Raw genomic sequence first — 16,434 nt, forward strand, 5'->3', positions numbered from 1 at the left:
TCTGTTCAAACGCTAACCAGGTAGGTTCGGTCATGGGAGGTAAGACGGTCACACGCGCTGATCTGGCAGAGGCTGTTTACCGAAAGGTAGGCTTGTCCAGAACAGAATCGGCAGCTTTGGTCGAAATGATTCTCGACGAAGTCTGTGATGCCATTGTGAACGGCGAAACTGTAAAACTGTCGTCCTTTGCGACATTTCAGGTTCGTGACAAGAATGAACGCATCGGGCGCAATCCGAAGACCGGTGAGGAAGTTCCAATTCTCCCACGTCGCGTCATGACATTCAAAGCATCAAATGTTCTCAAGCAGCGTATCCTGCAAGAACACCAGAAACGCGGCGCAAAATCGGCGAAATAGCTGGTTTAAAAGATAAAATAGAATTTTTATGAAATCGCTCTTCGGGGCGATTTTTTCGTTTTTGAAGATCCCGGTCTTAGAGCATTGCCTGTTTTGATTGAACCATCGGAAAGGCCCTATCTATTTGTCTTCATGCATTATCCCGCGCAAAACCGCTTCGCACTTTTGCTGGAAATGCTCTTTCTTCCTGTCATATTTGAACAGGTGCTTATAAAGTTATTCTATTATATAATGGATAAATGGAGTGACTCGTTTCTCTAATATAATGAAGCGATTAATTGGGGCTTTTCGTTTAGCAATTTTATGTTAAACGCGTCCAATTATTATGATATTTTGGCTGGCACTGAGTTATGTGCCGATTGCCATTTGAACTATCTGGGCTGGCAGGCTTGCTGAACGGCAAAGCCAAACCACTGGAAAGGGCAAGCAGATGGACAAAAGCCCTGATGCATTCAGGACTATCAGTGAAGTTGCAGAGGATCTTGATCTTCCGCAGCATGTGTTACGTTTTTGGGAAACACGCTTTACCCAGATCAAGCCCATGAAGCGGGGTGGGGGACGCCGCTATTATCGTCCGCTTGATGTGGAACTGCTCAAGGGCATCCGTCATCTGCTTTATGATCAGGGTTACACGATCAAGGGCGTGCAGCGTCTGCTTCGTGAAAACAATGCGCAATTCATCATTGCGCTTGGCAACGACGATGTGCAGGCCATTGAAGCGATCACACGCCAGAAACAGGCGTTGGCTGATAAGCAGGCGATGGAAAACGCTGCTGATAATGAAATGGCGCTGCCAAATGGCATCAAACCACCGCAACCGGCTCGCAAGCTTTTTGGCTTGTTGAAAGGTGAGGAGGATGGCCCGATCGGCGCCGATGGTAAGCGTCCATCCAAGGATAACCGGGGCTTGTTGCAGGAAGCGCTTTTTGATCTTCTAGAGTGCAAGCGCCTGCTGGATCAGGTTCGATAAGATAAAAGGGAGGCTCTTGCCTCCCTTTTGTTTTTTCAAATCTATGATGATGATAATTTCAGGCCGATAATGCCTGCCAATATCAAAGTAACGCTGGCGACACGGAAAAAAGTTGCAGCCTCACCCAGAATGACGATTCCGACAATGAAGGCACCCACGGCACCGATGCCGGTCCAGATAGCATAAGCAGTGCCAAGCGGCAGACTGCGCATTGCAACGGAAAGCAGGGCGAAACTACCGATCATTGTAACGATTGTGATGATGCTTGGCGTTAGCAGCGAAAAGCCTTCCGACTTTTTCATGAAATAGGCCCAGACGATTTCGAGGCTGCCGGCAAGTACAAGATAAACCCATGCCATTATGGTGCTCCTTGGGTATGGGCCGTCCCATAGTGAACACAGACGCGGGTCGTCCCGCGCAGTTCTTAGATAGAGTTATTTTTTTCGACTGCAAGCATGAATTGAGCGGCTTTTACGCTATTCTGAGGTTCATGCCCATTCATTTAATAGATCCGCAACACGCTCTGTCTGAAGCGGGAGGGCGAGGGGGCGTTTTTTGTTCTGACACTAGACACGCCATGCATCTGTGTTCATTTTGTTCTTTTTTCATATTTTAAGGGCTTGCGGTTTAAACCTTTATAATCTAGTGATTTTTCATGGTTCGGAGCGTAGCGCAGCCCGGTAGCGCACTTGACTGGGGGTCAAGGGGTCGTGGGTTCGAATCCCGCCGCTCCGACCATTAAATCAATGACTTAGCCACCATAAGTCACTCTTCCAGTTTACCGTTTGATGCTCGGTTTACAGCAGTTGTTCTGCTTTCGATCTTTTCCACAGCCGCACTCGACACCAGATAGTGCTTCCTGATGATCGTTTCAGCATCCTTTTCCGAATGACCAGACACCTCCGCGATATGCTTGATCGACGCACCATTCCGATAAGCAAGCGTTATGAAGGTCCCTCTCAGGTCGTGGAATGTTTTCCCCTTTATCCCCGCGGCTGCAACGGCCTTACGCCACGATGATTTGAAGCCTGTAGCCCACGGCTTGCCTTGCGCCGTTGTCAGGATCGTTACCGAGTTGCCCCGCTTCACGTTGTCCAAAGTGGCTTTCAGTTCTGCTGAAACTTTCATGCGAACGTGAGCGCCTGTTTTCCCCTGACGCAATGCTATTGTCTCGCCATCATAAGCGGTCCATGTAAGCTTCAACAGGTCGCCCTGTCTTTGCCCTGTCCATAATGCCAACATCAGGGCACGAACGATTGGTTCAGGCGCTGGCTTGCGGATTAGCTCTCCATCGTCGTTCTTCTCACCAAACCGCATTGCGTTGATTTCATCATCTGACCAGATCAGATCGCGCCTTGTGCCGTCGCTGACCTTCTCAACCTTTTCCAGAGGGTGCCGGGTGATCATTTCACGGTCATAGGCGAACGCCAGAATACGTTGCAGGACGCTCATGAATAGATCAGCTTTGCGCGGGTGCGTCTCAGCTATCTCGTCACGCCATTGCAGGAAAAGGGAGCGAGTGCCGTGCGCTGATATTTTTCGCACGGGCATGTCGTAAAATTCAGCCTCAATCCCGCGTATCGCAATATCATAGCCCTCCTTGGTGGAAGGCTTAAGCGTTTGATAAGCAGGCGACTTGATGTACTCCCGGATGATCTCGGCTAACCGTCCTTGGAACGGCGCGTCATCCTTATCGCGAGTTAGTTTGAAATACTCAGCAAGAAAAGCATCTGTGTTTGGCTTAGCCTTCATCCTTGGCCCGCCGCGCCATGCATAGTAATAGGTCGCTGTCGTGCCGTCAGCCAGCCGCTTGTTTACGCGATGCACTCCGGGTAGATCGACCTTCACGGCGCTTTCTCCATTGTTCTAAATTGTTGCCGCCATATGCCAAATCGGGGTCAAGGCTATTGTCTTGCTTTAGATCGTCCACTGTTGGATAGACCCTGAATATTCGTCCTCTTTCATCCTTCATTTCAATAGGCACTCCGCGTTTTGTCGCGATGATCGCCATCCGGTCAAGATCGGACTGGCTGATTGAAGCCTTTGCCGTCATTCGATAAGCCCTCCGAAATTGTGATTTGTTTCTGTTTCGTTCACGGTGTAATAGCTGCCGCCTGATAGGAGGCTGGCATGGCAAGCTTTAGCGTTAACGCGACCCTTGGTGATTGTTTGAAGTATGGCGAATACATCACTGCAAGTTGTCTTGATTGCCATCACAATGCGAAACTGGATATGCATGGCCTTGCGGATAAGCTTGGACCAGATCACGGTGCGTTGTTCAAAGACATTGCCCATTTGTTGAAGTGTTCGGCATGTGGCAGCAAGCGCATTCACCTGATCTATTCGAACATCAGTACTAATCGAGCTGGCCTTGCTAAGAATAGGTGAGGATAAGTTACTCACTCTCTCCCCCTTTCTTGCAGTGCGGTGCGGTCCCGTTGAATGTCTTGGCAAATGACGTTCCAGACGAACAATGGTGCGCCGTCTGCAGACCAGCCAAGTTCGCGGGCTTTCGCGAAAACCTCAGCTCGCCCTGTTTCGTCAATCAGCTTTTCTATGTATTCTTTGGTAAGCGACATCTACTCACCGCCTTTCAGGGCTTGGCGACCGTCGCACCAATCTGTTTCTTTGATCAGTTTTGAGAAATCCTCGATCACGCCGCGATTGCTCTGACTGAGTTCGATGGACCGGGTCAGCAATTCATTCCGCTTGATAAGGAGAGGCTCGTTTCCTACAGCCCATTTCTCTCCGGCAATGAAGCTTAAAGCTGCGGTCAACAGGATAGCGGCGGTTAACTTCATTCGCTCTGCTCCCCTAGTGAGCTGGCGTTGAGGGCTTCGATTATCTCCTTCGCAACCCTGCCAACATCGTGATGGGTGAACTTCCAACCCAGAAACTTCAGACGGTCATAGGCAATACGCAGCGCTTCTGATTGTGTTCGGTCTCCGTACGCCACCTTCTCGATCAGTTCCTTACTCGCCATGGCTTGCTTCTCCGCTCAGTTTTAGCGCTCTCGAAGCTTGAATTATTCTGAGCGTCTTATAGTCGTCTTCATTGAGAACCGGGACAGCCACGAACAGGATTTGTGCCTTGGTCAATTCCCGTGCGAAACTCATTTCCTCGCGGATTTGCGCGACTTTACTTGTCATTGCTGGCCTCCGGGAAAACAATGGTGCTTTTACTCGATGAGACAGCTTTACCATCAAGCAAAATCGAAACCTCAACATTCTGGCTATCTCCATACCCTGCTGAATATGTTACGGAAACTTCGATAGTCAGCATGTTCTCAAGAAGTCGTTTCAATTCTTCTCTGCTCATTAGCTGGCCTCCTTTGCACGCAAGAGGGCGATGCGGCCCATGTGATAGGAAATAGCTGCAGCATCGTTCTCAAATCCGTATTGAGTGCCTTTGGAGAGTTCGTGAATGTATCCTTCGCGTTCGGTTATTTCCATATCAGGCCCTTCCAGCTTGGATAGTCTGTCAATGAGGGTCATGCGACTTCTCCTGATGACCAAGCTCCGAGAACAAGGCTCATTACGCCGAACAAAAAGAACATTCCCGCTGATTTTGGCTCTGGCATTGAGTGGAATCCTGACGACAGAAACCCGCCAGCCATGAGTGTAAAAGCGTATGAGAATTTCATGGCTTGGCCTCCAAGGCGGCGCGGGCTGATTGTGCTCGGTTGCGGATGGCAACGCCCTTCCAAAAAGCGGAACGCATAGGTTCCGTAAGTTGAGTAACTAAAACCAGACGTATATTCTCCGCATACATTTCGATTTCTTCCAACGCCTTCTTCGCCGCCGCGAGTTGGGTTTCTAGGGCTTTGCGCTGCCTCCATACCTTCACAAGCAATGAAGGATGATCGCCCATATCGACAGAAAACCGCCATAGATCCGCATCGCATTGGGCTTCGTTGCGTAACTTGCGATCCTTCGACAATTGTTTTTCGTAAGCTGCAAGCTTGGTTTCAGCCTTATCCGCACGGTCGGTTTCTGCGAACCAATGCTGCGTGTTTTTTCTGGCTACTTCGACCAGTGTTTCTACAGACAGGCTGTCGAGATAGCCGGGAGCATCTTCACCGCCCGTAATGGCGTAAGCCAGCTTGTAGCGCTCGTCTCCCAACCCCTTAACCCGCGCAGTCAGCGCCGCGTTGTCGGCTTCAAGTTTTTCAATCTGTTCGCTCAGGGAATGGGCTGTATTGAACCAAAAATCTCTTATCCGTTCTACGCGTCCTCTCTCATCCCGTTCCGCCGCAATGATGGCCTCGGCCTGCGATTGGTTGCACAGCCTTCTGACTGTTGCACCGTTGTTTTTACGAACAGCCCATGATTGCGGATGATCGGAATACCATTTGCCGTTTTTCTCAACCTGGTATTCAACCGTCTCCAACCCCTCGACCGGCGCGGATGGTTGCAAAAACTTGCGCAGCGTGTCGAGTTCTTTCGGGTCTAAATGATAGATGTTATCTTCATCAGCTTCGAGAAAATCGATAATGGATTGAACCAACCCTTCTACCGGCGCGGCGGGGCGGGTGTATGACAGAACGCAGATACCATCAGGTAAGCCGTAGCCGCGTTGTATGTGGCTTATGGTGCGATCCATCGTTCGACCGTCGATGCATGTCAGGTGAACATTGTCTCCAACTTCAAAACCACGGTCGTCGTTGCGGACTTCGCCAGTCTTTGCGCCTGATAAGAGGTCAGAAAATGGGTGAGCATCGATCTTGAGATTATGCGTCTGCATCGCTGCCTCCATTAGGGAGGGTGGCTACTCGCTCAATTTTGTAATCGCAGTACCGATCCACGCTGTTGAACCATAGGTCTTCAGAAGGCGAATAACCGTCTTCGTCAACATCGTCGGGGCGTTCGATAACATTGCATTCTACAGCGCGAGCAACGACCGTTTTGCCTTGAACAACTCTGATTTCCTCGGTGTCGATTGACCATTCGCCATCGTTATAGCTGCCCTTTCGGTACTCCGAGAGAACTTCCTCGGCGCACTTTATGGCTTCATCAATGGTTCTGAATTTACCGACTACACAGTCGCCAAAATGTCCGGGGTCTTTTACCTTGAAGGGCTTACTCATACCGCCACCCCCGGTGAGGCTGGGAGGGGGCGCCAGTGGGTGGGATTAGGCTCTGTATCGGCTTCATCCATCCAGTATTCTTCGCCGTGGTGATTTTTATGCCACCAGCAATTGTAGTAACCGTTTGCTATATTGTATGCTAAGAACTGCGTCCCATCCTTCGGCGCCGTCTCAATCGGGAACCAGCCATCCGCAACCATTTTACCGGCGTCGGCAACATGGTCCGTTACAGGCTGAGACGAGAGAAGTCGTATCGCGTCGGCCACGTCATATTGAACGTAGTCTTCGGCAACTTGTGCCGCTTCCTCCAGCGCCTGCGCACGCGGCGATGGGGTCTGGGCGTATAGATAAGGCTTGAGAAATTCGTATGCGAACTCGACACCGATTTGCGTGTCATCAGGAGGAAGATATTCAGGGTTTGGAAAGAAATCTTCACTGGTTTCCCATACGTATTTCTGACTTCCAAACCGGCGCGTCATTTCATCAAACAACGCTTCCTTGTCCTCCTTCACCCCCGTAAGGAAATGCAGCGCAAGATCGGCGCGGACATATTCTGTGCCACCTTCGCCTTCATCAGTCCAAACTTGATGTTCATTGTCCGTATCTGCGCACCCAAGAAAGATGCGCTCTGGCATAGCCTGCACTGCTGCTTCTGGGATGGTCGTTGTCATGGGCGAATCCTCGCAATCCCTGACTGCATCAGCCGGGACAATGGCAATTTCGGAAGGGCGGATTTGTCGATGCGTGGAGACTTTTCAGTCTTTTGGAAGCCTTGACTTCTCAAATTACCTTTTGCGCGAACTATGCCGTTCGCCTTGTCACTCATGCGCTTTGTTTTTGCCGCTCTTGGCGTATCGACAGTACGGGTTTTGTATCCGTGGCAAGGTATGCAGACAGCCGCGCAGTTTTCCAGCGTGGGTTCTCCACCAATGCTATCAGCTATGATGTGATCATATTGAACGCCTGCGCTCAGACTGGCGCAACAACGCTGTCCGGCTTCAAAGCCGTACATTTCGCCAACAGCCTCGCATTTCATGCCAGATCGCTTTAGAGCAGCGCGCTTAACTTCCTTTGAGAATTCACGCCGCGCCATGGTTCACCTCCGAGAAATCGGTGAGCGACAGGACAATATCTAGATACTGTTCGCACTCACGGTCGAATGGCCCGCGTACTTCACCTTCAAGCTGCTTCGTCTTTTCGACTTTCACAGCATCATATGGGCGGCTTCGTACGTGGGCTTTGATGAGAAGGGGCTTACTCATGCTGCCGCCCTCGCTGTTTCTCCCGGTTCTACGCCAAGCAATTTGTCAATTGCTTCGAGAACGGCGGTTTTGCTTTCCTGAAATTCGCGCTTTCCCATAGCCTTCATGCTCTGGCTTTGAGCGGTGAATACTTTCACAACTGCCTCGCGATGGATTACAACCGCATAGGCATCCATGGGCTTGACGAACGCGGCCATACGCTCGGCGTCGGCCTTGCTGGCGCATACGATGCTTCGCTCGTCGGCATAGCCACATTTGACCAGCATCTTTTTGCGAAGGTGTTCCGGCGTTGGATATTCTGCCAGCATTTCATCTGTCAGGGTGTTCCATGCGTTTGTGATCGATGCGAAGTAATGATTGTGAGAAGCTTCTGAGCGGTCGTGGTGTTCGACAATCTTGTAAACTTCACCGACAACAAACTGACGATCAGCGTGCGCGGCCCAAAAAGGAGAGGCTGGTACCATGGCCTCACCATTCCATTCCATAGTGATAGGAGCGCTTGACATTATGCTGCCTCCGTGAAGGCTGGATATTCAGTAGCAAGATCAGCAATCGCCTCATCAACCTCTTTAAGGAACAGCGTCACATCGATTTCCAGAGCACGAATGTCTGCATCTACACGGTGATGACGTTTCACGAACAAGCGCATGTGTTCCGGAAAGCGAGGATCGAACGAAACAAAGTCACACCACTGGCGACCAGTGCACGCCATCTGCCAATTCATCTGAGTGATGTATCGTGGCGGAATCGTATTGGTGCGAAGCGTGTCCAGGTGAGTTGCTGAATTAGGACATTTGATTTCCAAAAGCCCGTCATCACCGACAAGCCCATCAGGTGACGCGCCTGTCATTGCAATATGCGGATGTGCCACAAAACCAACCTGCACAACGCGCGTGTTCTTTTCGAACTGATAGGCTGACCGTGCGTCAGGCTCGTTGTCCGTGCCCCACTGCATGGCAGAGGACGTGAAGGTTTCTTCTGCTTTTCCGGTAAGGCGCTCAAGAACGAGTTCCGCGAGATAGTTTTTGCGCGATGCTCCGTAGCCAGTTTTTGTCTTTGCGATTACGTCAGCAACTCTGGACGCTGTGACGCGTCCAAGCCGTGCGGCAAACCATTCAACGGAGCCTTGGACAATATCGGTCATTTTGCACCGCCATTCGACTTCTGTTGACGCTTCCACCAATTCTCAATATCTCGAAAGCACTCATTGAACAGGTTTGACGGGAGGTCTGGAATTGCGTCGATCTTGTATTTTTCACAAACAAGATCGATCTGTGCGCCGGACTTTTCGATAAGCTCACGCAACAAAACCACCTGCTCGGCTGTGATCGGGCCTGACTGTTCCGGCACCTTATTGCCGTCGCGGTCATCACCAGTGCTGATGTTGAACAGCATGCAAAGCAGATATCGACGGCCATATGTGGCGGTGCTGCCAAATGCCTGCGTTCCAGTCTTGTTGACCTTGCCCTGTGCACCAGCGCCATCGACCGGAATTTCACCTACACCATTTCTGGAATGACCTTCTTCGTGAGAGATTTCCCAAAGGATGCGTAGCTCGCCCTTGTCGTTGTAGCCATCTGGCTGGAACGAAACTGCAAAACCGTGTGCGTGAATGATCGGCATTGCCTGATCTTCAATTGCTGCTAGGTCCGCATATGTCGAATTAGTGTGGCTGTTCTTGCGCGTCTTTGTGACGACTGGCAATTCAGCCTGGCACTTAGACATTGCCGCGAAATATGCCTTTTTGGCCTGCCGTTCCTCGTCTTCGCGGGCGCGGTCTTCCATGCGCTCCTTCATGTCGAGCATCTTTTCCAGACGGTCGAGAGGGATTGTCGGGTCCATGGCGATGCGTTCGATCATGGAAATCATTGGAGCATCGCCGCCACGGTAAACGGGCGCATTGCTCTCCTGCTTAATATCAAGTGCTTGAGCGGCCATTATCTTCCCCTTTGCGCGTAATCGTTCATGATTTCTGCTGTGAGTTGGCGAGCGCCGCCGAATCCGTAAATTCTGGCAGCATCCTTGAAGGCCGAGCGCAATTGGTGCTCAATAAAGCCTTCTGGCTTACTCATGATGGAGCGAGTGGCTTCCAACTCGGCTTGAGCTTCTGCCGTGAGGTGATCGGCTGTCATCAAATCCCCCATCCGAGCGCGACATACGGCGCTACAAGTGCGATTATGATTGCGGTGATTGCTTCGAGGCGGGTGAGTTCACGCATGGGCGGCTATCTCACTGATTACGCGATAGGCTTCGTTGGCCTGTTCAACGCTGCGAAGTTCGGCGGTGTGGTATTCTTCAAGGCCAAGAACGTGAGCGATGTCGGAATACAGAACCGATCGGTTGAAACGACCAGACTTCCAAAGAGGGTCGAGAACAGCATGAATGCTTGATCTGATCTTTTTGATTGCTGGCGTTGGGATGCACCCGAGCGGCCGCGTCCTGTTCTTAGTCTTGTGGTGACAACCGACGAAGTTCTTGCAGGTGTCGCACTTCCAGAACGGCAGACAGGACAAGTCGCCACGATGAGGGTAAATCTCCTTGCCGTCTGTCAGGCGCGCATCAACTGACGACTGGCAACCGCAGCAGAAAATCTTACGCTTCTCGACCATAATCCACCTCACTCCGCAGCTTCGAGAACAGCCGTTTGCATGTTCTCAAGGGCGGTAAATGTGAGGTCGGAATAGTCGTCACGACGACCAAGGCGGTAATCAATGCGCTGCTTTGAGCTTAGAGCATCTTCGCTGCCGAAAGAGCGAAGCATGTCGATCGTCTGAATTTCAGTATCGGCATTGACTTCGGCAAGCTCTGCCAGAATGCGGCTTACTTCCATACCGCTGTCGCGCTGATCTTCCATGTCGTAGCATGTCAGTGAAGGCACACGTGACCGCAGAGCAGCCAGTCTTGCCATCTGGTTATCAATGATTGCCTGTAATTCTGATTGGCCTGACATTTATTCTGTCTCCTGAATAAGCATTCGGGAAACCGCCCCGTAAGGCGGAAACCGGAAGGCTTATGAGCCGTAGCCGTAGCCGTAGCCGGAGCCGGAGCCGGAGCCGTAGCCGGAGCCGTAGCCGTCGCCGTAGCCGGAGCCGTAGCCGTCGCCGTAGCCGTAGCCGTAGCCGTCGCCGTAGCCGTAGCCGTCGCCGGAGCCGGAGCCGTCGCCGGAGCCGGAGCCGTCGCCGTAGCCGGAGCCGTAGCCGGAGCCGTAGCCGTCGCCGGAGCCGGAGCCGTAGCCGGAGCCGGAGCCGTCGCCGTAGCCGGAGCCGTAGCCGTTCTCCTTGAAGCTCACTTCCTGAAATTTAAGGACGGTAGTCATTTGCGCCCTCAATCGAAGCCTGAGCCGCTTCGGTCGTGGTCATGATTTCAGCAGCGTTGAGGATGGTGTGCGTTGGCACGGTGGCGCAGATTTTCGCGTTTTTAGAAACGCCATGCTCGGCAACATCAGAAAGGGAAATGCCAGCCTTGTTTGCAACTTCCCAATACCAGAGGCGACGAGCGTTTTTGAGAATAACGGTTGTTCCATCAACCGAGACAAGGGTGCCGTAATGAACGCCAGCGGCAGAAGCGCGGATAATTACCTTTTCGCCAATAAGCGGGTTTGCTGGTGAATCCTGAACCGCAGCGCCGCCAAACATTGCAGCTAACTGCTTCGCTTCTCCAATTGTCAGATTATCTAATGCACTCATTGCTCTCTCCAAGTTAGGCTGAGAGCGTTGCTCCCAACTCGTTTGTTGAGATCAATGTACGATAATCATACATAATGCGCAAGTAGAAATGTACGAAAATCATAAATTATTTTCCGCCACCCCTTCCACCCAGCCCCAAACCGTGTAGAATCAGGGTGCAAAAAAAAGCCTCCCGGTGAGGGGAGGCTAAACGAGGTGGTTAATGCGTTTGAATCTGGAAATGATCGCTATCGCACTAGTCATCAATGCAGCGCTTAGAGTGGTCGATGTATTGTTCGGCCTGCCTATCGCGATTGCTGTTGCATCGTTGGGGCTAGTGGCGGCGCTCTGGCTGTTGTGGCGCTGGCCAGCTTGATGATTGCTTAAATGTTGCAGGCAAGACGCTTTGCCTCCATTAAACGTTAAGAGGGCGTAAATTCCCCCTTTTTCAAAGGTATGTTAATCTTATAGTGCTTTCTAAGCCAAAAAAGGATTTTAAGTATGAGCACCATTTACACCATCGGGTACGAAGGTACCGACATCGACAGGTTCATACGTACGCTTCAAGTCGTTGGTGTGCAGGTTTTGGCTGATGTGCGCGCACTGCCGCTTTCTCGAAAAAAAGGCTTTTCAAAAAATTCTCTTAAAGAACACTTGGAGAATGCTGGAATTGAGTATCATTCCTACCAACCTCTTGGTGACCCCAAACCGGGTAGAGACGCAGCCCGTGCCGGACGGTTTGATGAATTCCGCAAGATCTATACGAAGCACATTGAAACAGATGCTGCTATGGCTAAGGTATCAGAGCTTTCAGTAACGGCATCCGAGAAAATTACCTGTATGCTTTGTTTTGAGCGCGACCCAAAAACCTGCCATAGAACAATCATTGCCGAAAAGCTGAGTGATCTGAATATTTCATCGTTTGATTTGTACGGGGATGATCCAAAGAAATATGAACGGAATCTCTCATTGCTGCCAACTGCCCGTCTAGAAGCCGCTGAATAAGTCCGCGGTAACTGGCACTGGTTTCTCGCTAGGAGGATAGATTATGCTTATAATCATCCACTGGTGGCGAAAGCGATTGTGATTGCCAATGAGAAAGCTCAAATCTTTTTTCCGAAACTGCGTAACGTATTTCTCTTTAAATTTCTCTTTCCACTGATCGCCGTAAAGCTTCTTGAAGTTTAAATATGCTGCTCCCACTTCCCAGTCGATGGCTTTTGTTCTTAACTGTTTTTCAGTGCCATTTACAATGCTTGTGAAGATATAATAGAAATCAAAAGGTATTTTCTCTAATATCTTCGCAGGTTTTTTGTTATTATCATCAAACAATGACGCTTGTTTTTCAGCCTTCGTAAGCTTTTCAATGTCTTCTTTTGTCCATTCAGGTGAGCTTTCTTTTATCTCCATGTCAATTAGACTATGAGGTTTTATCAGCCCTAGACTGACTCCTGAATTTTCTCGTACATTTTCTAGATGTTCTAGCGATTCATATATTTCTATTTTATCGAGTTGTTCACGCCTAAGTTGCCAATTATTCTTTGTGTCCAGCCGTACTCCGCACGTTAAAGTATCAACCTTAATATAGTGACTTTCTGGTCGGCTATCTTTTGAGGGCTCAATCCTAGCCCTTATCCACTGCCATTTTCCAAACTTTTCTTCATCGCGCATTAGTCGGAACGGAACTGGGAAAAGGCGAATGAGATTGCCGGTTTTTGTTATTCCTGCAACACATGACAATTCCACATGTTTTTTACTCGGACTAGGATATGTTTTGCATAAGATTAGAACGTCTTCAAATTCAGCTGCCATTCCCCGCTCCCTAAAGATTTACACTGCGCGCCATGTTTGGCTGATGCGCGAGATACAATACCCTCTACAAGTTTAACTTGATTCGTTGGCCCGCAGCCACAAATTGTGCGCGTAACGAGGGGTATCACTACATTTAGTTACCCTAATTAAGCAGTGAATTTTTTCCTAATATGTTCTTGTTTCGTTCTCATTTATGAGTCATCCTGTCGCACATAACAGTGTGATAGGGAGTACGGGTAATGGGAATGCAGACAAATTTCATCGTGCAGAGCTACAGCAAGGGTGCAAGGGGCAAGCTAAACCCTGATACGCCTTTCATTGCGAAAGACGTGGCTCATGCACGGCGCACAGCCGAGCGCATGGCTCTAAGCAGTCCTATGGTGATTGCCTTCACGAATACCGGCGATGCTGAGACAGGCGATTTCGAACCGCCTAAGCTTATCTATGCTCATGGCGATCAGTTGCCGCCAGAAGTCGATGAGATGGAAAAAATCTAACACCGGAGATGTAAATGATTAGCTATGTCTCAGGCGGCAAGGTTTTAAAGAAATCGACAGTTGATGAAATGCTGGAGCAGGCTTTGTCCTGTGAGGAGTTGAAAGCCGTGCGTGAAATTGAAAAAATCAGCGAGCGGCTCTCTAATCTTATGGGGTTGGTTCACGGTGGGGATTGGCAAGTAGTGATTGATCATCAGCGGCAAGCTCTGATGATTTTTTCTTCTTAGCCTGGAATACAGCTTCAATCGCGAGTGACGCCAATTCTACAGCGCGCTTGTCTAAGCCATCTGTTTGACGAAGAATTCGGAATATTTCAGCTTCTGGATCCAAGTTCGGTGTAATATCAATAGGCCAGACCGGTGGCGCTACGCCAAGGTATCTCGCGATAATTGGAACTTCACGGACTTTAATATCGCGATTTCCTTTAAGAAGTTGCGTGATTTGAGGGTGCGCAACACCTAGAGCCTCGGCAAGGCCTTTTTGGGTCTTGCCAGCCTTCTTGTCTAGGTTGTTAGCAACCCATTCAGCGAACATTTGCGATACGTTATCCTGCATTGTTTGATTTTCGCACAATGCTGAATTTGTAGCACGTAGGATTATCGTACATTCTGACTTGCAAAGATTGTACGAATATCATACATTCTCGTTCATGAGACACGAGCCAGCAAACACAATCATCACAGAATTTGGCGGTTTGACCGCTGTAGCAACCATTGTCGGCGTTTCTCCGCATTCGGTGATGCGTTGGCGCATGCCGAAAGACGCGGGTGGCACTGGCGGGGCAATTCCTCATTGGCATGTCCCGGTGCTGATTGAAGCTGCACAAGATCGAAAGATTAAGCTCAAGCCAGAGGACTTCATCGCGAAGTCCGCGCCCAAGCGCTCCCGTACGAGGGCAAGCGCATGAGCGACGCCAGCCTCAAATCTTATTATCAGCGCTGGCTTAACCGAGAGGAAGCCAAACAAGCTGTTGCTGACGATCTGAAAGAGCTTTTCGCAGAGATGAAAGGCGAGGGCCACGACACGAAAGCGGCTCGCGCTGCGTTTCGTCGTGTTGCTGCGTTTGAAGTTGCTGAAAAGAAAGAAGAAATTGAAGGTCATGAAGCCCTCGTTGAGACGTATTTCAACGCCCTTACGCGCGACGCGCGCGAGGGAGGTGCGGAATGAACTGGCAGTCTGTTGCTTCTGGTGTGATTGGCGAAGTGCATAAAAGCCTTCCGGTTGATGCTGATCTCAAGACGCGCAAGAGAGCGCTTAATGAAGCCCGTCCGTATGAATTCAGCGCGACAAGTTGGGGTCGCAAGGTGTGGGCAAAACATGCTCGAAATTACCTTGAAAAATTTGGCTTAGAGCCGCTGTCAGTTAAACGCGGCAATCGCCTTCCGTTGTCTCCAATGGAGCGCATGATGCAGCGCGCCAAATCAGTTTCTCTTTCGTCTGCTGCCCCCCACCTCCCTGCAGACGAAAAAGCCGTGCCACCTTTCAATAAGCGTGGCACGGCTTCTCTTTCGAGCAAGGACGGCGGCGATGAGGAATAATCGTCCTAGCTCAATCTCAAATTCACGAACCCGTCGAGCGTCCTTTGTGTCGCGTTCTTTTCCGGTCGCCCGGATATTCGACGGTAGCGGATGCGTCCGGGCGACGCGTGACCGGGGTTTCCCTCTCAACCTTGAACAAAGCAGGTTCACGCTTTTCTGCATCCGCGTCATTTCTTCGGGCTATCGCGGCCTTTCGTGCGTTCTGCAAAACGCGCCATGCCGCGTAGCCGATCAATTCCAAATCCATTCTCCACGCTGTGTTTCGTTTCAGGCTCTCCATGTCCTGAAACGTAGCTGGAGAGCTTTGAAATGTCTGACAAAGGTTTTGAAGGATCTGACAAAATGAGTGTCGAATTTGTCAGCAACGCAAAAGGTATGAGCGAATTCATCCTTGAACGGACCTTCCGGGGGCCGGGCGATACTGTTGACGCTGCAATGCACCGAGCCGAGCGCCTTTATGGAGCGCCTGCCTCTTGGATGCACCGCCTGCGATACCGTTCAATCAAAGACATGCCTGTATCTGCTTACGCAGCAATCTTCCGTGCGTACGAGGCCGTGCGCAAAGCATCAGTGAAATCATACGAAGCCGAGAGGGAATTGGCTCATGAGCGTGGTTCGAAACTTCTTGGCCTCACGGATACTCTGGCTGGAACGCCAGTTTCATGCCGCACGGCAGAAGGTGCGCGAGTACTGGAGGCACAAGGTGCGCCGTCAGAAAGATCAGCAAACTTATCCATCGAGAATAGAGAAGGGCGATAAATGATCGAGTTCCGCTCCATTCTGATTGCTGCCGCTTGCACACTGATTCCGCTCGCTGTGGTGCTGTTTTATATGAAGTGGAACTTCTGATGACAGCTAGCGCGCGCGGTCTTTTCAGAGCCACAGGGAATAAGCCTAAGCCAGTTCACATCATGCTCGACGGCGAGATTGTGAAGACCGATTCCCTAGAGCGTGAACCGAACGAGTTTTATCCGACACCGCCAGAGCCGACGCGTGCCTTTCTCCATGCTGAGATTGAGCGGCTGCGCGACTTCCCTTGCATTTGGGAGCCTGCAGCTGGCGATGGCGCAATGGTTCGCGAAATGGAATCTCTTGGCCTTGTCGTACGCTCGTCCGATCTGATTGATCGCGGCTGTGTGTGATTAAGCATGGAATAAGGACCCCATTTAAGGGGTTATCGGCATCCAAACGGGACCCCTTATTTAAAGGGTAACATGACCTTCGATTTCAATCGGAGGTTTTCTATTG

General features: G+C 50.5%; 36 protein-coding genes and 1 tRNA gene. 11 read left to right on the forward strand and 26 right to left on the reverse strand.

What is annotated here, in order from left to right:
- Positions 1–32: 32 nt before the first annotated feature.
- Positions 33–356: an integration host factor subunit alpha gene (locus ABE527_RS04920; RefSeq protein WP_265983391.1), complete on the forward strand. Its 324-nt coding sequence runs from the start codon at positions 33–35 to the stop codon at positions 354–356.
- A 430-nt stretch (positions 357–786) separates the two neighbouring features.
- Positions 787–1,326 (forward strand): MerR family transcriptional regulator, encoded by a 540-nt coding sequence (locus ABE527_RS04925; RefSeq protein WP_499696275.1) that lies wholly within the window; start codon positions 787–789, stop codon positions 1,324–1,326.
- Between the two features lie 41 nt (positions 1,327–1,367).
- Here ABE527_RS04925 and sugE read toward each other — a convergent pair whose 3' ends face one another.
- On the reverse strand, positions 1,368–1,685 hold the full coding sequence (gene sugE, locus ABE527_RS04930) for a quaternary ammonium compound efflux SMR transporter SugE (protein WP_265983393.1): 318 nt from the start codon (positions 1,683–1,685) through the stop codon (positions 1,368–1,370).
- 302 nt (positions 1,686–1,987) lie between these two features.
- On the opposite strand from sugE, the gene ABE527_RS04935 reads away from it, so the two are divergent.
- Positions 1,988–2,064, forward strand: a tRNA-Pro gene (locus tag ABE527_RS04935).
- A 27-nt stretch (positions 2,065–2,091) separates the two neighbouring features.
- Here ABE527_RS04935 and ABE527_RS04940 read toward each other — a convergent pair.
- The 22 genes from ABE527_RS04940 to ABE527_RS05045 form a co-directional block, all read right to left on the reverse strand.
- Complete coding sequence (locus ABE527_RS04940; protein WP_499693632.1) at positions 2,092–3,174, reverse strand: tyrosine-type recombinase/integrase; 1,083 nt, start codon at positions 3,172–3,174, stop codon at positions 2,092–2,094.
- The gene (locus tag ABE527_RS04945) at positions 3,125–3,379 is read right to left on the reverse strand and encodes a hypothetical protein (RefSeq protein ID WP_424576107.1); all 255 of its coding nucleotides are present in this window, start codon (positions 3,377–3,379) and stop codon (positions 3,125–3,127) included. Before ABE527_RS04945 ends, ABE527_RS04940 begins: the two co-directional genes overlap by 50 nt.
- Entirely contained in the window at positions 3,376–3,729 is a 354-nt protein-coding gene (locus ABE527_RS04950; protein ID WP_499696276.1) for a hypothetical protein, read from the reverse strand. The genes ABE527_RS04945 and ABE527_RS04950 overlap by 4 nt, the downstream gene beginning before the upstream one ends.
- The gene (locus tag ABE527_RS04955; protein ID WP_499696277.1) at positions 3,726–3,905 is read right to left on the reverse strand and encodes a hypothetical protein; all 180 of its coding nucleotides are present in this window, start codon (positions 3,903–3,905) and stop codon (positions 3,726–3,728) included. Before ABE527_RS04955 ends, ABE527_RS04950 begins: the two co-directional genes overlap by 4 nt.
- Entirely contained in the window at positions 3,906–4,127 is a 222-nt protein-coding gene (locus ABE527_RS04960; protein ID WP_499696278.1) for a hypothetical protein, read from the reverse strand. It lies immediately after the preceding gene.
- Positions 4,124–4,309 carry a hypothetical protein gene (locus tag ABE527_RS04965; RefSeq protein ID WP_499696279.1) on the reverse strand — a complete coding sequence of 62 codons (186 nt, stop codon included), beginning with the start codon at positions 4,307–4,309 and terminating at the stop codon, positions 4,124–4,126. Before ABE527_RS04965 ends, ABE527_RS04960 begins: the two co-directional genes overlap by 4 nt.
- Positions 4,299–4,475, reverse strand: coding sequence for a DUF1382 family protein (locus tag ABE527_RS04970; protein WP_499696280.1), 177 nt, complete (start codon positions 4,473–4,475; stop codon positions 4,299–4,301). Before ABE527_RS04970 ends, ABE527_RS04965 begins: the two co-directional genes overlap by 11 nt.
- Positions 4,465–4,644: a hypothetical protein gene (locus ABE527_RS04975; RefSeq protein WP_499696281.1), complete on the reverse strand. Its 180-nt coding sequence runs from the start codon at positions 4,642–4,644 to the stop codon at positions 4,465–4,467. The genes ABE527_RS04970 and ABE527_RS04975 overlap by 11 nt, the downstream gene beginning before the upstream one ends.
- Positions 4,644–4,820, reverse strand: coding sequence for a hypothetical protein (locus ABE527_RS04980; protein ID WP_499696282.1), 177 nt, complete (start codon positions 4,818–4,820; stop codon positions 4,644–4,646). Before ABE527_RS04980 ends, ABE527_RS04975 begins: the two co-directional genes overlap by 1 nt.
- A 145-nt stretch (positions 4,821–4,965) precedes the next feature.
- Positions 4,966–6,069 (reverse strand): DUF3850 domain-containing protein, encoded by a 1,104-nt coding sequence (locus ABE527_RS04985; RefSeq protein ID WP_499696283.1) that lies wholly within the window; start codon positions 6,067–6,069, stop codon positions 4,966–4,968.
- Positions 6,056–6,412 (reverse strand): hypothetical protein, encoded by a 357-nt coding sequence (locus ABE527_RS04990; protein WP_499696284.1) that lies wholly within the window; start codon positions 6,410–6,412, stop codon positions 6,056–6,058. The genes ABE527_RS04985 and ABE527_RS04990 overlap by 14 nt, the downstream gene beginning before the upstream one ends.
- Positions 6,409–7,083, reverse strand: a complete 675-nt coding sequence (locus ABE527_RS04995; protein WP_499696285.1) for a DUF551 domain-containing protein — start codon at positions 7,081–7,083, stop codon at positions 6,409–6,411. Before ABE527_RS04995 ends, ABE527_RS04990 begins: the two co-directional genes overlap by 4 nt.
- Positions 7,080–7,505 (reverse strand): HNH endonuclease, encoded by a 426-nt coding sequence (locus tag ABE527_RS05000; protein WP_499696286.1) that lies wholly within the window; start codon positions 7,503–7,505, stop codon positions 7,080–7,082. Before ABE527_RS05000 ends, ABE527_RS04995 begins: the two co-directional genes overlap by 4 nt.
- Positions 7,492–7,674 carry a hypothetical protein gene (locus ABE527_RS05005; protein ID WP_499693641.1) on the reverse strand — a complete coding sequence of 61 codons (183 nt, stop codon included), beginning with the start codon at positions 7,672–7,674 and terminating at the stop codon, positions 7,492–7,494. The genes ABE527_RS05000 and ABE527_RS05005 overlap by 14 nt, the downstream gene beginning before the upstream one ends.
- Positions 7,671–8,180 carry a hypothetical protein gene (locus tag ABE527_RS05010; RefSeq protein WP_499693642.1) on the reverse strand — a complete coding sequence of 170 codons (510 nt, stop codon included), beginning with the start codon at positions 8,178–8,180 and terminating at the stop codon, positions 7,671–7,673. The genes ABE527_RS05005 and ABE527_RS05010 overlap by 4 nt, the downstream gene beginning before the upstream one ends.
- Entirely contained in the window at positions 8,180–8,818 is a 639-nt protein-coding gene (locus ABE527_RS05015; RefSeq protein ID WP_499696287.1) for a lambda exonuclease family protein, read from the reverse strand. Before ABE527_RS05015 ends, ABE527_RS05010 begins: the two co-directional genes overlap by 1 nt.
- Positions 8,815–9,612, reverse strand: coding sequence for an ERF family protein (locus tag ABE527_RS05020; RefSeq protein ID WP_499696288.1), 798 nt, complete (start codon positions 9,610–9,612; stop codon positions 8,815–8,817). Before ABE527_RS05020 ends, ABE527_RS05015 begins: the two co-directional genes overlap by 4 nt.
- Positions 9,612–9,806 (reverse strand): hypothetical protein, encoded by a 195-nt coding sequence (locus ABE527_RS05025; protein ID WP_499696289.1) that lies wholly within the window; start codon positions 9,804–9,806, stop codon positions 9,612–9,614. Before ABE527_RS05025 ends, ABE527_RS05020 begins: the two co-directional genes overlap by 1 nt.
- 78 nt (positions 9,807–9,884) lie before the next feature.
- Positions 9,885–10,283: a zinc-finger-containing protein gene (locus ABE527_RS05030; RefSeq protein ID WP_499696290.1), complete on the reverse strand. Its 399-nt coding sequence runs from the start codon at positions 10,281–10,283 to the stop codon at positions 9,885–9,887.
- Between the two features lie 8 nt (positions 10,284–10,291).
- Positions 10,292–10,624: a hypothetical protein gene (locus ABE527_RS05035; protein WP_499696291.1), complete on the reverse strand. Its 333-nt coding sequence runs from the start codon at positions 10,622–10,624 to the stop codon at positions 10,292–10,294.
- Positions 10,625–10,684: 60 nt separating this feature from the next.
- Complete coding sequence (locus tag ABE527_RS05040; RefSeq protein WP_499696292.1) at positions 10,685–10,990, reverse strand: hypothetical protein; 306 nt, start codon at positions 10,988–10,990, stop codon at positions 10,685–10,687.
- On the reverse strand, positions 10,974–11,360 hold the full coding sequence (locus ABE527_RS05045) for a DUF6948 domain-containing protein (protein WP_499696293.1): 387 nt from the start codon (positions 11,358–11,360) through the stop codon (positions 10,974–10,976). The genes ABE527_RS05040 and ABE527_RS05045 overlap by 17 nt, the downstream gene beginning before the upstream one ends.
- A 202-nt stretch (positions 11,361–11,562) precedes the next feature.
- On the opposite strand from ABE527_RS05045, the gene ABE527_RS05050 reads away from it, so the two are divergent.
- Positions 11,563–11,715 (forward strand): hypothetical protein, encoded by a 153-nt coding sequence (locus ABE527_RS05050; protein WP_499696294.1) that lies wholly within the window; start codon positions 11,563–11,565, stop codon positions 11,713–11,715.
- Positions 11,716–11,840: 125 nt separating this feature from the next.
- On the forward strand, positions 11,841–12,344 hold the full coding sequence (locus tag ABE527_RS05055) for a DUF488 domain-containing protein (protein ID WP_499696295.1): 504 nt from the start codon (positions 11,841–11,843) through the stop codon (positions 12,342–12,344).
- Here ABE527_RS05055 and ABE527_RS05060 read toward each other — a convergent pair.
- Complete coding sequence (locus ABE527_RS05060; RefSeq protein ID WP_499696296.1) at positions 12,327–13,151, reverse strand: DUF8757 domain-containing protein; 825 nt, start codon at positions 13,149–13,151, stop codon at positions 12,327–12,329. The two genes, ABE527_RS05055 and ABE527_RS05060, sit on opposite strands and share 18 nt — an antisense overlap.
- A gap of 239 nt (positions 13,152–13,390) precedes the next feature.
- Between ABE527_RS05060 and ABE527_RS05065 the strand changes: the two genes are divergently transcribed.
- Entirely contained in the window at positions 13,391–13,648 is a 258-nt protein-coding gene (locus tag ABE527_RS05065; protein WP_499696297.1) for a hypothetical protein, read from the forward strand.
- 147 nt (positions 13,649–13,795) lie between these two features.
- Here ABE527_RS05065 and ABE527_RS05070 read toward each other — a convergent pair whose 3' ends face one another.
- Positions 13,796–14,203: a helix-turn-helix domain-containing protein gene (locus ABE527_RS05070; protein WP_499696298.1), complete on the reverse strand. Its 408-nt coding sequence runs from the start codon at positions 14,201–14,203 to the stop codon at positions 13,796–13,798.
- Between the two features lie 94 nt (positions 14,204–14,297).
- Here ABE527_RS05070 and ABE527_RS05075 point away from each other — a divergent pair, with 94 nt between their 5' ends.
- Genes ABE527_RS05075 through ABE527_RS05085 form a run of 3 tightly spaced genes read left to right on the forward strand, consistent with a single transcriptional unit; the run spans position 14,298 to position 15,186 of the window.
- Positions 14,298–14,555: a carph-isopro domain-containing protein gene (locus ABE527_RS05075; RefSeq protein WP_499696299.1), complete on the forward strand. Its 258-nt coding sequence runs from the start codon at positions 14,298–14,300 to the stop codon at positions 14,553–14,555.
- Positions 14,552–14,815: a GapR family DNA-binding domain-containing protein gene (locus tag ABE527_RS05080; protein ID WP_499696300.1), complete on the forward strand. Its 264-nt coding sequence runs from the start codon at positions 14,552–14,554 to the stop codon at positions 14,813–14,815. The genes ABE527_RS05075 and ABE527_RS05080 overlap by 4 nt, the downstream gene beginning before the upstream one ends.
- The gene (locus ABE527_RS05085; RefSeq protein WP_499696301.1) at positions 14,812–15,186 is read left to right on the forward strand and encodes a hypothetical protein; all 375 of its coding nucleotides are present in this window, start codon (positions 14,812–14,814) and stop codon (positions 15,184–15,186) included. Before ABE527_RS05080 ends, ABE527_RS05085 begins: the two co-directional genes overlap by 4 nt.
- Positions 15,187–15,208: 22 nt before the next feature.
- Here the strand turns inward: ABE527_RS05085 and ABE527_RS05090 are convergent, their stop codons facing one another.
- On the reverse strand, positions 15,209–15,433 hold the full coding sequence (locus ABE527_RS05090; RefSeq protein ID WP_499696302.1) for a hypothetical protein: 225 nt from the start codon (positions 15,431–15,433) through the stop codon (positions 15,209–15,211).
- A 62-nt stretch (positions 15,434–15,495) separates the two neighbouring features.
- On the opposite strand from ABE527_RS05090, the gene ABE527_RS05095 reads away from it, so the two are divergent.
- Both ABE527_RS05095 and ABE527_RS05100 read left to right on the forward strand, forming a co-directional pair.
- Positions 15,496–15,945: a hypothetical protein gene (locus ABE527_RS05095; protein ID WP_499696303.1), complete on the forward strand. Its 450-nt coding sequence runs from the start codon at positions 15,496–15,498 to the stop codon at positions 15,943–15,945.
- A gap of 89 nt (positions 15,946–16,034) precedes the next feature.
- The gene (locus ABE527_RS05100) at positions 16,035–16,328 is read left to right on the forward strand and encodes a hypothetical protein (protein WP_499696304.1); all 294 of its coding nucleotides are present in this window, start codon (positions 16,035–16,037) and stop codon (positions 16,326–16,328) included.
- The last annotated feature ends 106 nt before the right edge of the window (positions 16,329–16,434 follow it).

This window comes from Brucella sp. TWI432 (assembly GCF_039674445.1).
Classification (GTDB): domain Bacteria; phylum Pseudomonadota; class Alphaproteobacteria; order Rhizobiales; family Rhizobiaceae; genus Brucella; species Brucella chromiisoli.

Coding starts and splice junctions, on each gene's coding strand:
- ABE527_RS04920 (WP_265983391.1), top strand. CDS start 33: ATGGGAGGTAAGACGGTCACACGCGCTGATCTGGCAGAGGCTGTTTAC.
- ABE527_RS04925 (WP_499696275.1), top strand. CDS start 787: ATGGACAAAAGCCCTGATGCATTCAGGACTATCAGTGAAGTTGCAGAG.
- sugE (WP_265983393.1), bottom strand. CDS start 1,685: ATGGCATGGGTTTATCTTGTACTTGCCGGCAGCCTCGAAATCGTCTGG.
- ABE527_RS04945 (WP_424576107.1), bottom strand. CDS start 3,379: ATGACGGCAAAGGCTTCAATCAGCCAGTCCGATCTTGACCGGATGGCG.
- ABE527_RS04955 (WP_499696277.1), bottom strand. CDS start 3,905: ATGTCGCTTACCAAAGAATACATAGAAAAGCTGATTGACGAAACAGGG.
- ABE527_RS04960 (WP_499696278.1), bottom strand. CDS start 4,127: ATGAAGTTAACCGCCGCTATCCTGTTGACCGCAGCTTTAAGCTTCATT.
- ABE527_RS04965 (WP_499696279.1), bottom strand. CDS start 4,309: ATGGCGAGTAAGGAACTGATCGAGAAGGTGGCGTACGGAGACCGAACA.
- ABE527_RS04970 (WP_499696280.1), bottom strand. CDS start 4,475: ATGACAAGTAAAGTCGCGCAAATCCGCGAGGAAATGAGTTTCGCACGG.
- ABE527_RS04975 (WP_499696281.1), bottom strand. CDS start 4,644: ATGAGCAGAGAAGAATTGAAACGACTTCTTGAGAACATGCTGACTATC.
- ABE527_RS04980 (WP_499696282.1), bottom strand. CDS start 4,820: ATGACCCTCATTGACAGACTATCCAAGCTGGAAGGGCCTGATATGGAA.
- ABE527_RS04985 (WP_499696283.1), bottom strand. CDS start 6,069: ATGCAGACGCATAATCTCAAGATCGATGCTCACCCATTTTCTGACCTC.
- ABE527_RS04990 (WP_499696284.1), bottom strand. CDS start 6,412: ATGAGTAAGCCCTTCAAGGTAAAAGACCCCGGACATTTTGGCGACTGT.
- ABE527_RS04995 (WP_499696285.1), bottom strand. CDS start 7,083: ATGACAACGACCATCCCAGAAGCAGCAGTGCAGGCTATGCCAGAGCGC.
- ABE527_RS05000 (WP_499696286.1), bottom strand. CDS start 7,505: ATGGCGCGGCGTGAATTCTCAAAGGAAGTTAAGCGCGCTGCTCTAAAG.
- ABE527_RS05005 (WP_499693641.1), bottom strand. CDS start 7,674: ATGAGTAAGCCCCTTCTCATCAAAGCCCACGTACGAAGCCGCCCATAT.
- ABE527_RS05010 (WP_499693642.1), bottom strand. CDS start 8,180: ATGTCAAGCGCTCCTATCACTATGGAATGGAATGGTGAGGCCATGGTA.
- ABE527_RS05015 (WP_499696287.1), bottom strand. CDS start 8,818: ATGACCGATATTGTCCAAGGCTCCGTTGAATGGTTTGCCGCACGGCTT.
- ABE527_RS05020 (WP_499696288.1), bottom strand. CDS start 9,612: ATGGCCGCTCAAGCACTTGATATTAAGCAGGAGAGCAATGCGCCCGTT.
- ABE527_RS05025 (WP_499696289.1), bottom strand. CDS start 9,806: ATGACAGCCGATCACCTCACGGCAGAAGCTCAAGCCGAGTTGGAAGCC.
- ABE527_RS05030 (WP_499696290.1), bottom strand. CDS start 10,283: ATGGTCGAGAAGCGTAAGATTTTCTGCTGCGGTTGCCAGTCGTCAGTT.
- ABE527_RS05035 (WP_499696291.1), bottom strand. CDS start 10,624: ATGTCAGGCCAATCAGAATTACAGGCAATCATTGATAACCAGATGGCA.
- ABE527_RS05040 (WP_499696292.1), bottom strand. CDS start 10,990: ATGACTACCGTCCTTAAATTTCAGGAAGTGAGCTTCAAGGAGAACGGC.
- ABE527_RS05045 (WP_499696293.1), bottom strand. CDS start 11,360: ATGAGTGCATTAGATAATCTGACAATTGGAGAAGCGAAGCAGTTAGCT.
- ABE527_RS05050 (WP_499696294.1), top strand. CDS start 11,563: ATGCGTTTGAATCTGGAAATGATCGCTATCGCACTAGTCATCAATGCA.
- ABE527_RS05055 (WP_499696295.1), top strand. CDS start 11,841: ATGAGCACCATTTACACCATCGGGTACGAAGGTACCGACATCGACAGG.
- ABE527_RS05060 (WP_499696296.1), bottom strand. CDS start 13,151: ATGGCAGCTGAATTTGAAGACGTTCTAATCTTATGCAAAACATATCCT.
- ABE527_RS05065 (WP_499696297.1), top strand. CDS start 13,391: ATGGGAATGCAGACAAATTTCATCGTGCAGAGCTACAGCAAGGGTGCA.
- ABE527_RS05070 (WP_499696298.1), bottom strand. CDS start 14,203: ATGCAGGATAACGTATCGCAAATGTTCGCTGAATGGGTTGCTAACAAC.
- ABE527_RS05075 (WP_499696299.1), top strand. CDS start 14,298: ATGAGACACGAGCCAGCAAACACAATCATCACAGAATTTGGCGGTTTG.
- ABE527_RS05080 (WP_499696300.1), top strand. CDS start 14,552: ATGAGCGACGCCAGCCTCAAATCTTATTATCAGCGCTGGCTTAACCGA.
- ABE527_RS05085 (WP_499696301.1), top strand. CDS start 14,812: ATGAACTGGCAGTCTGTTGCTTCTGGTGTGATTGGCGAAGTGCATAAA.
- ABE527_RS05090 (WP_499696302.1), bottom strand. CDS start 15,433: ATGGATTTGGAATTGATCGGCTACGCGGCATGGCGCGTTTTGCAGAAC.
- ABE527_RS05095 (WP_499696303.1), top strand. CDS start 15,496: ATGTCTGACAAAGGTTTTGAAGGATCTGACAAAATGAGTGTCGAATTT.
- ABE527_RS05100 (WP_499696304.1), top strand. CDS start 16,035: ATGACAGCTAGCGCGCGCGGTCTTTTCAGAGCCACAGGGAATAAGCCT.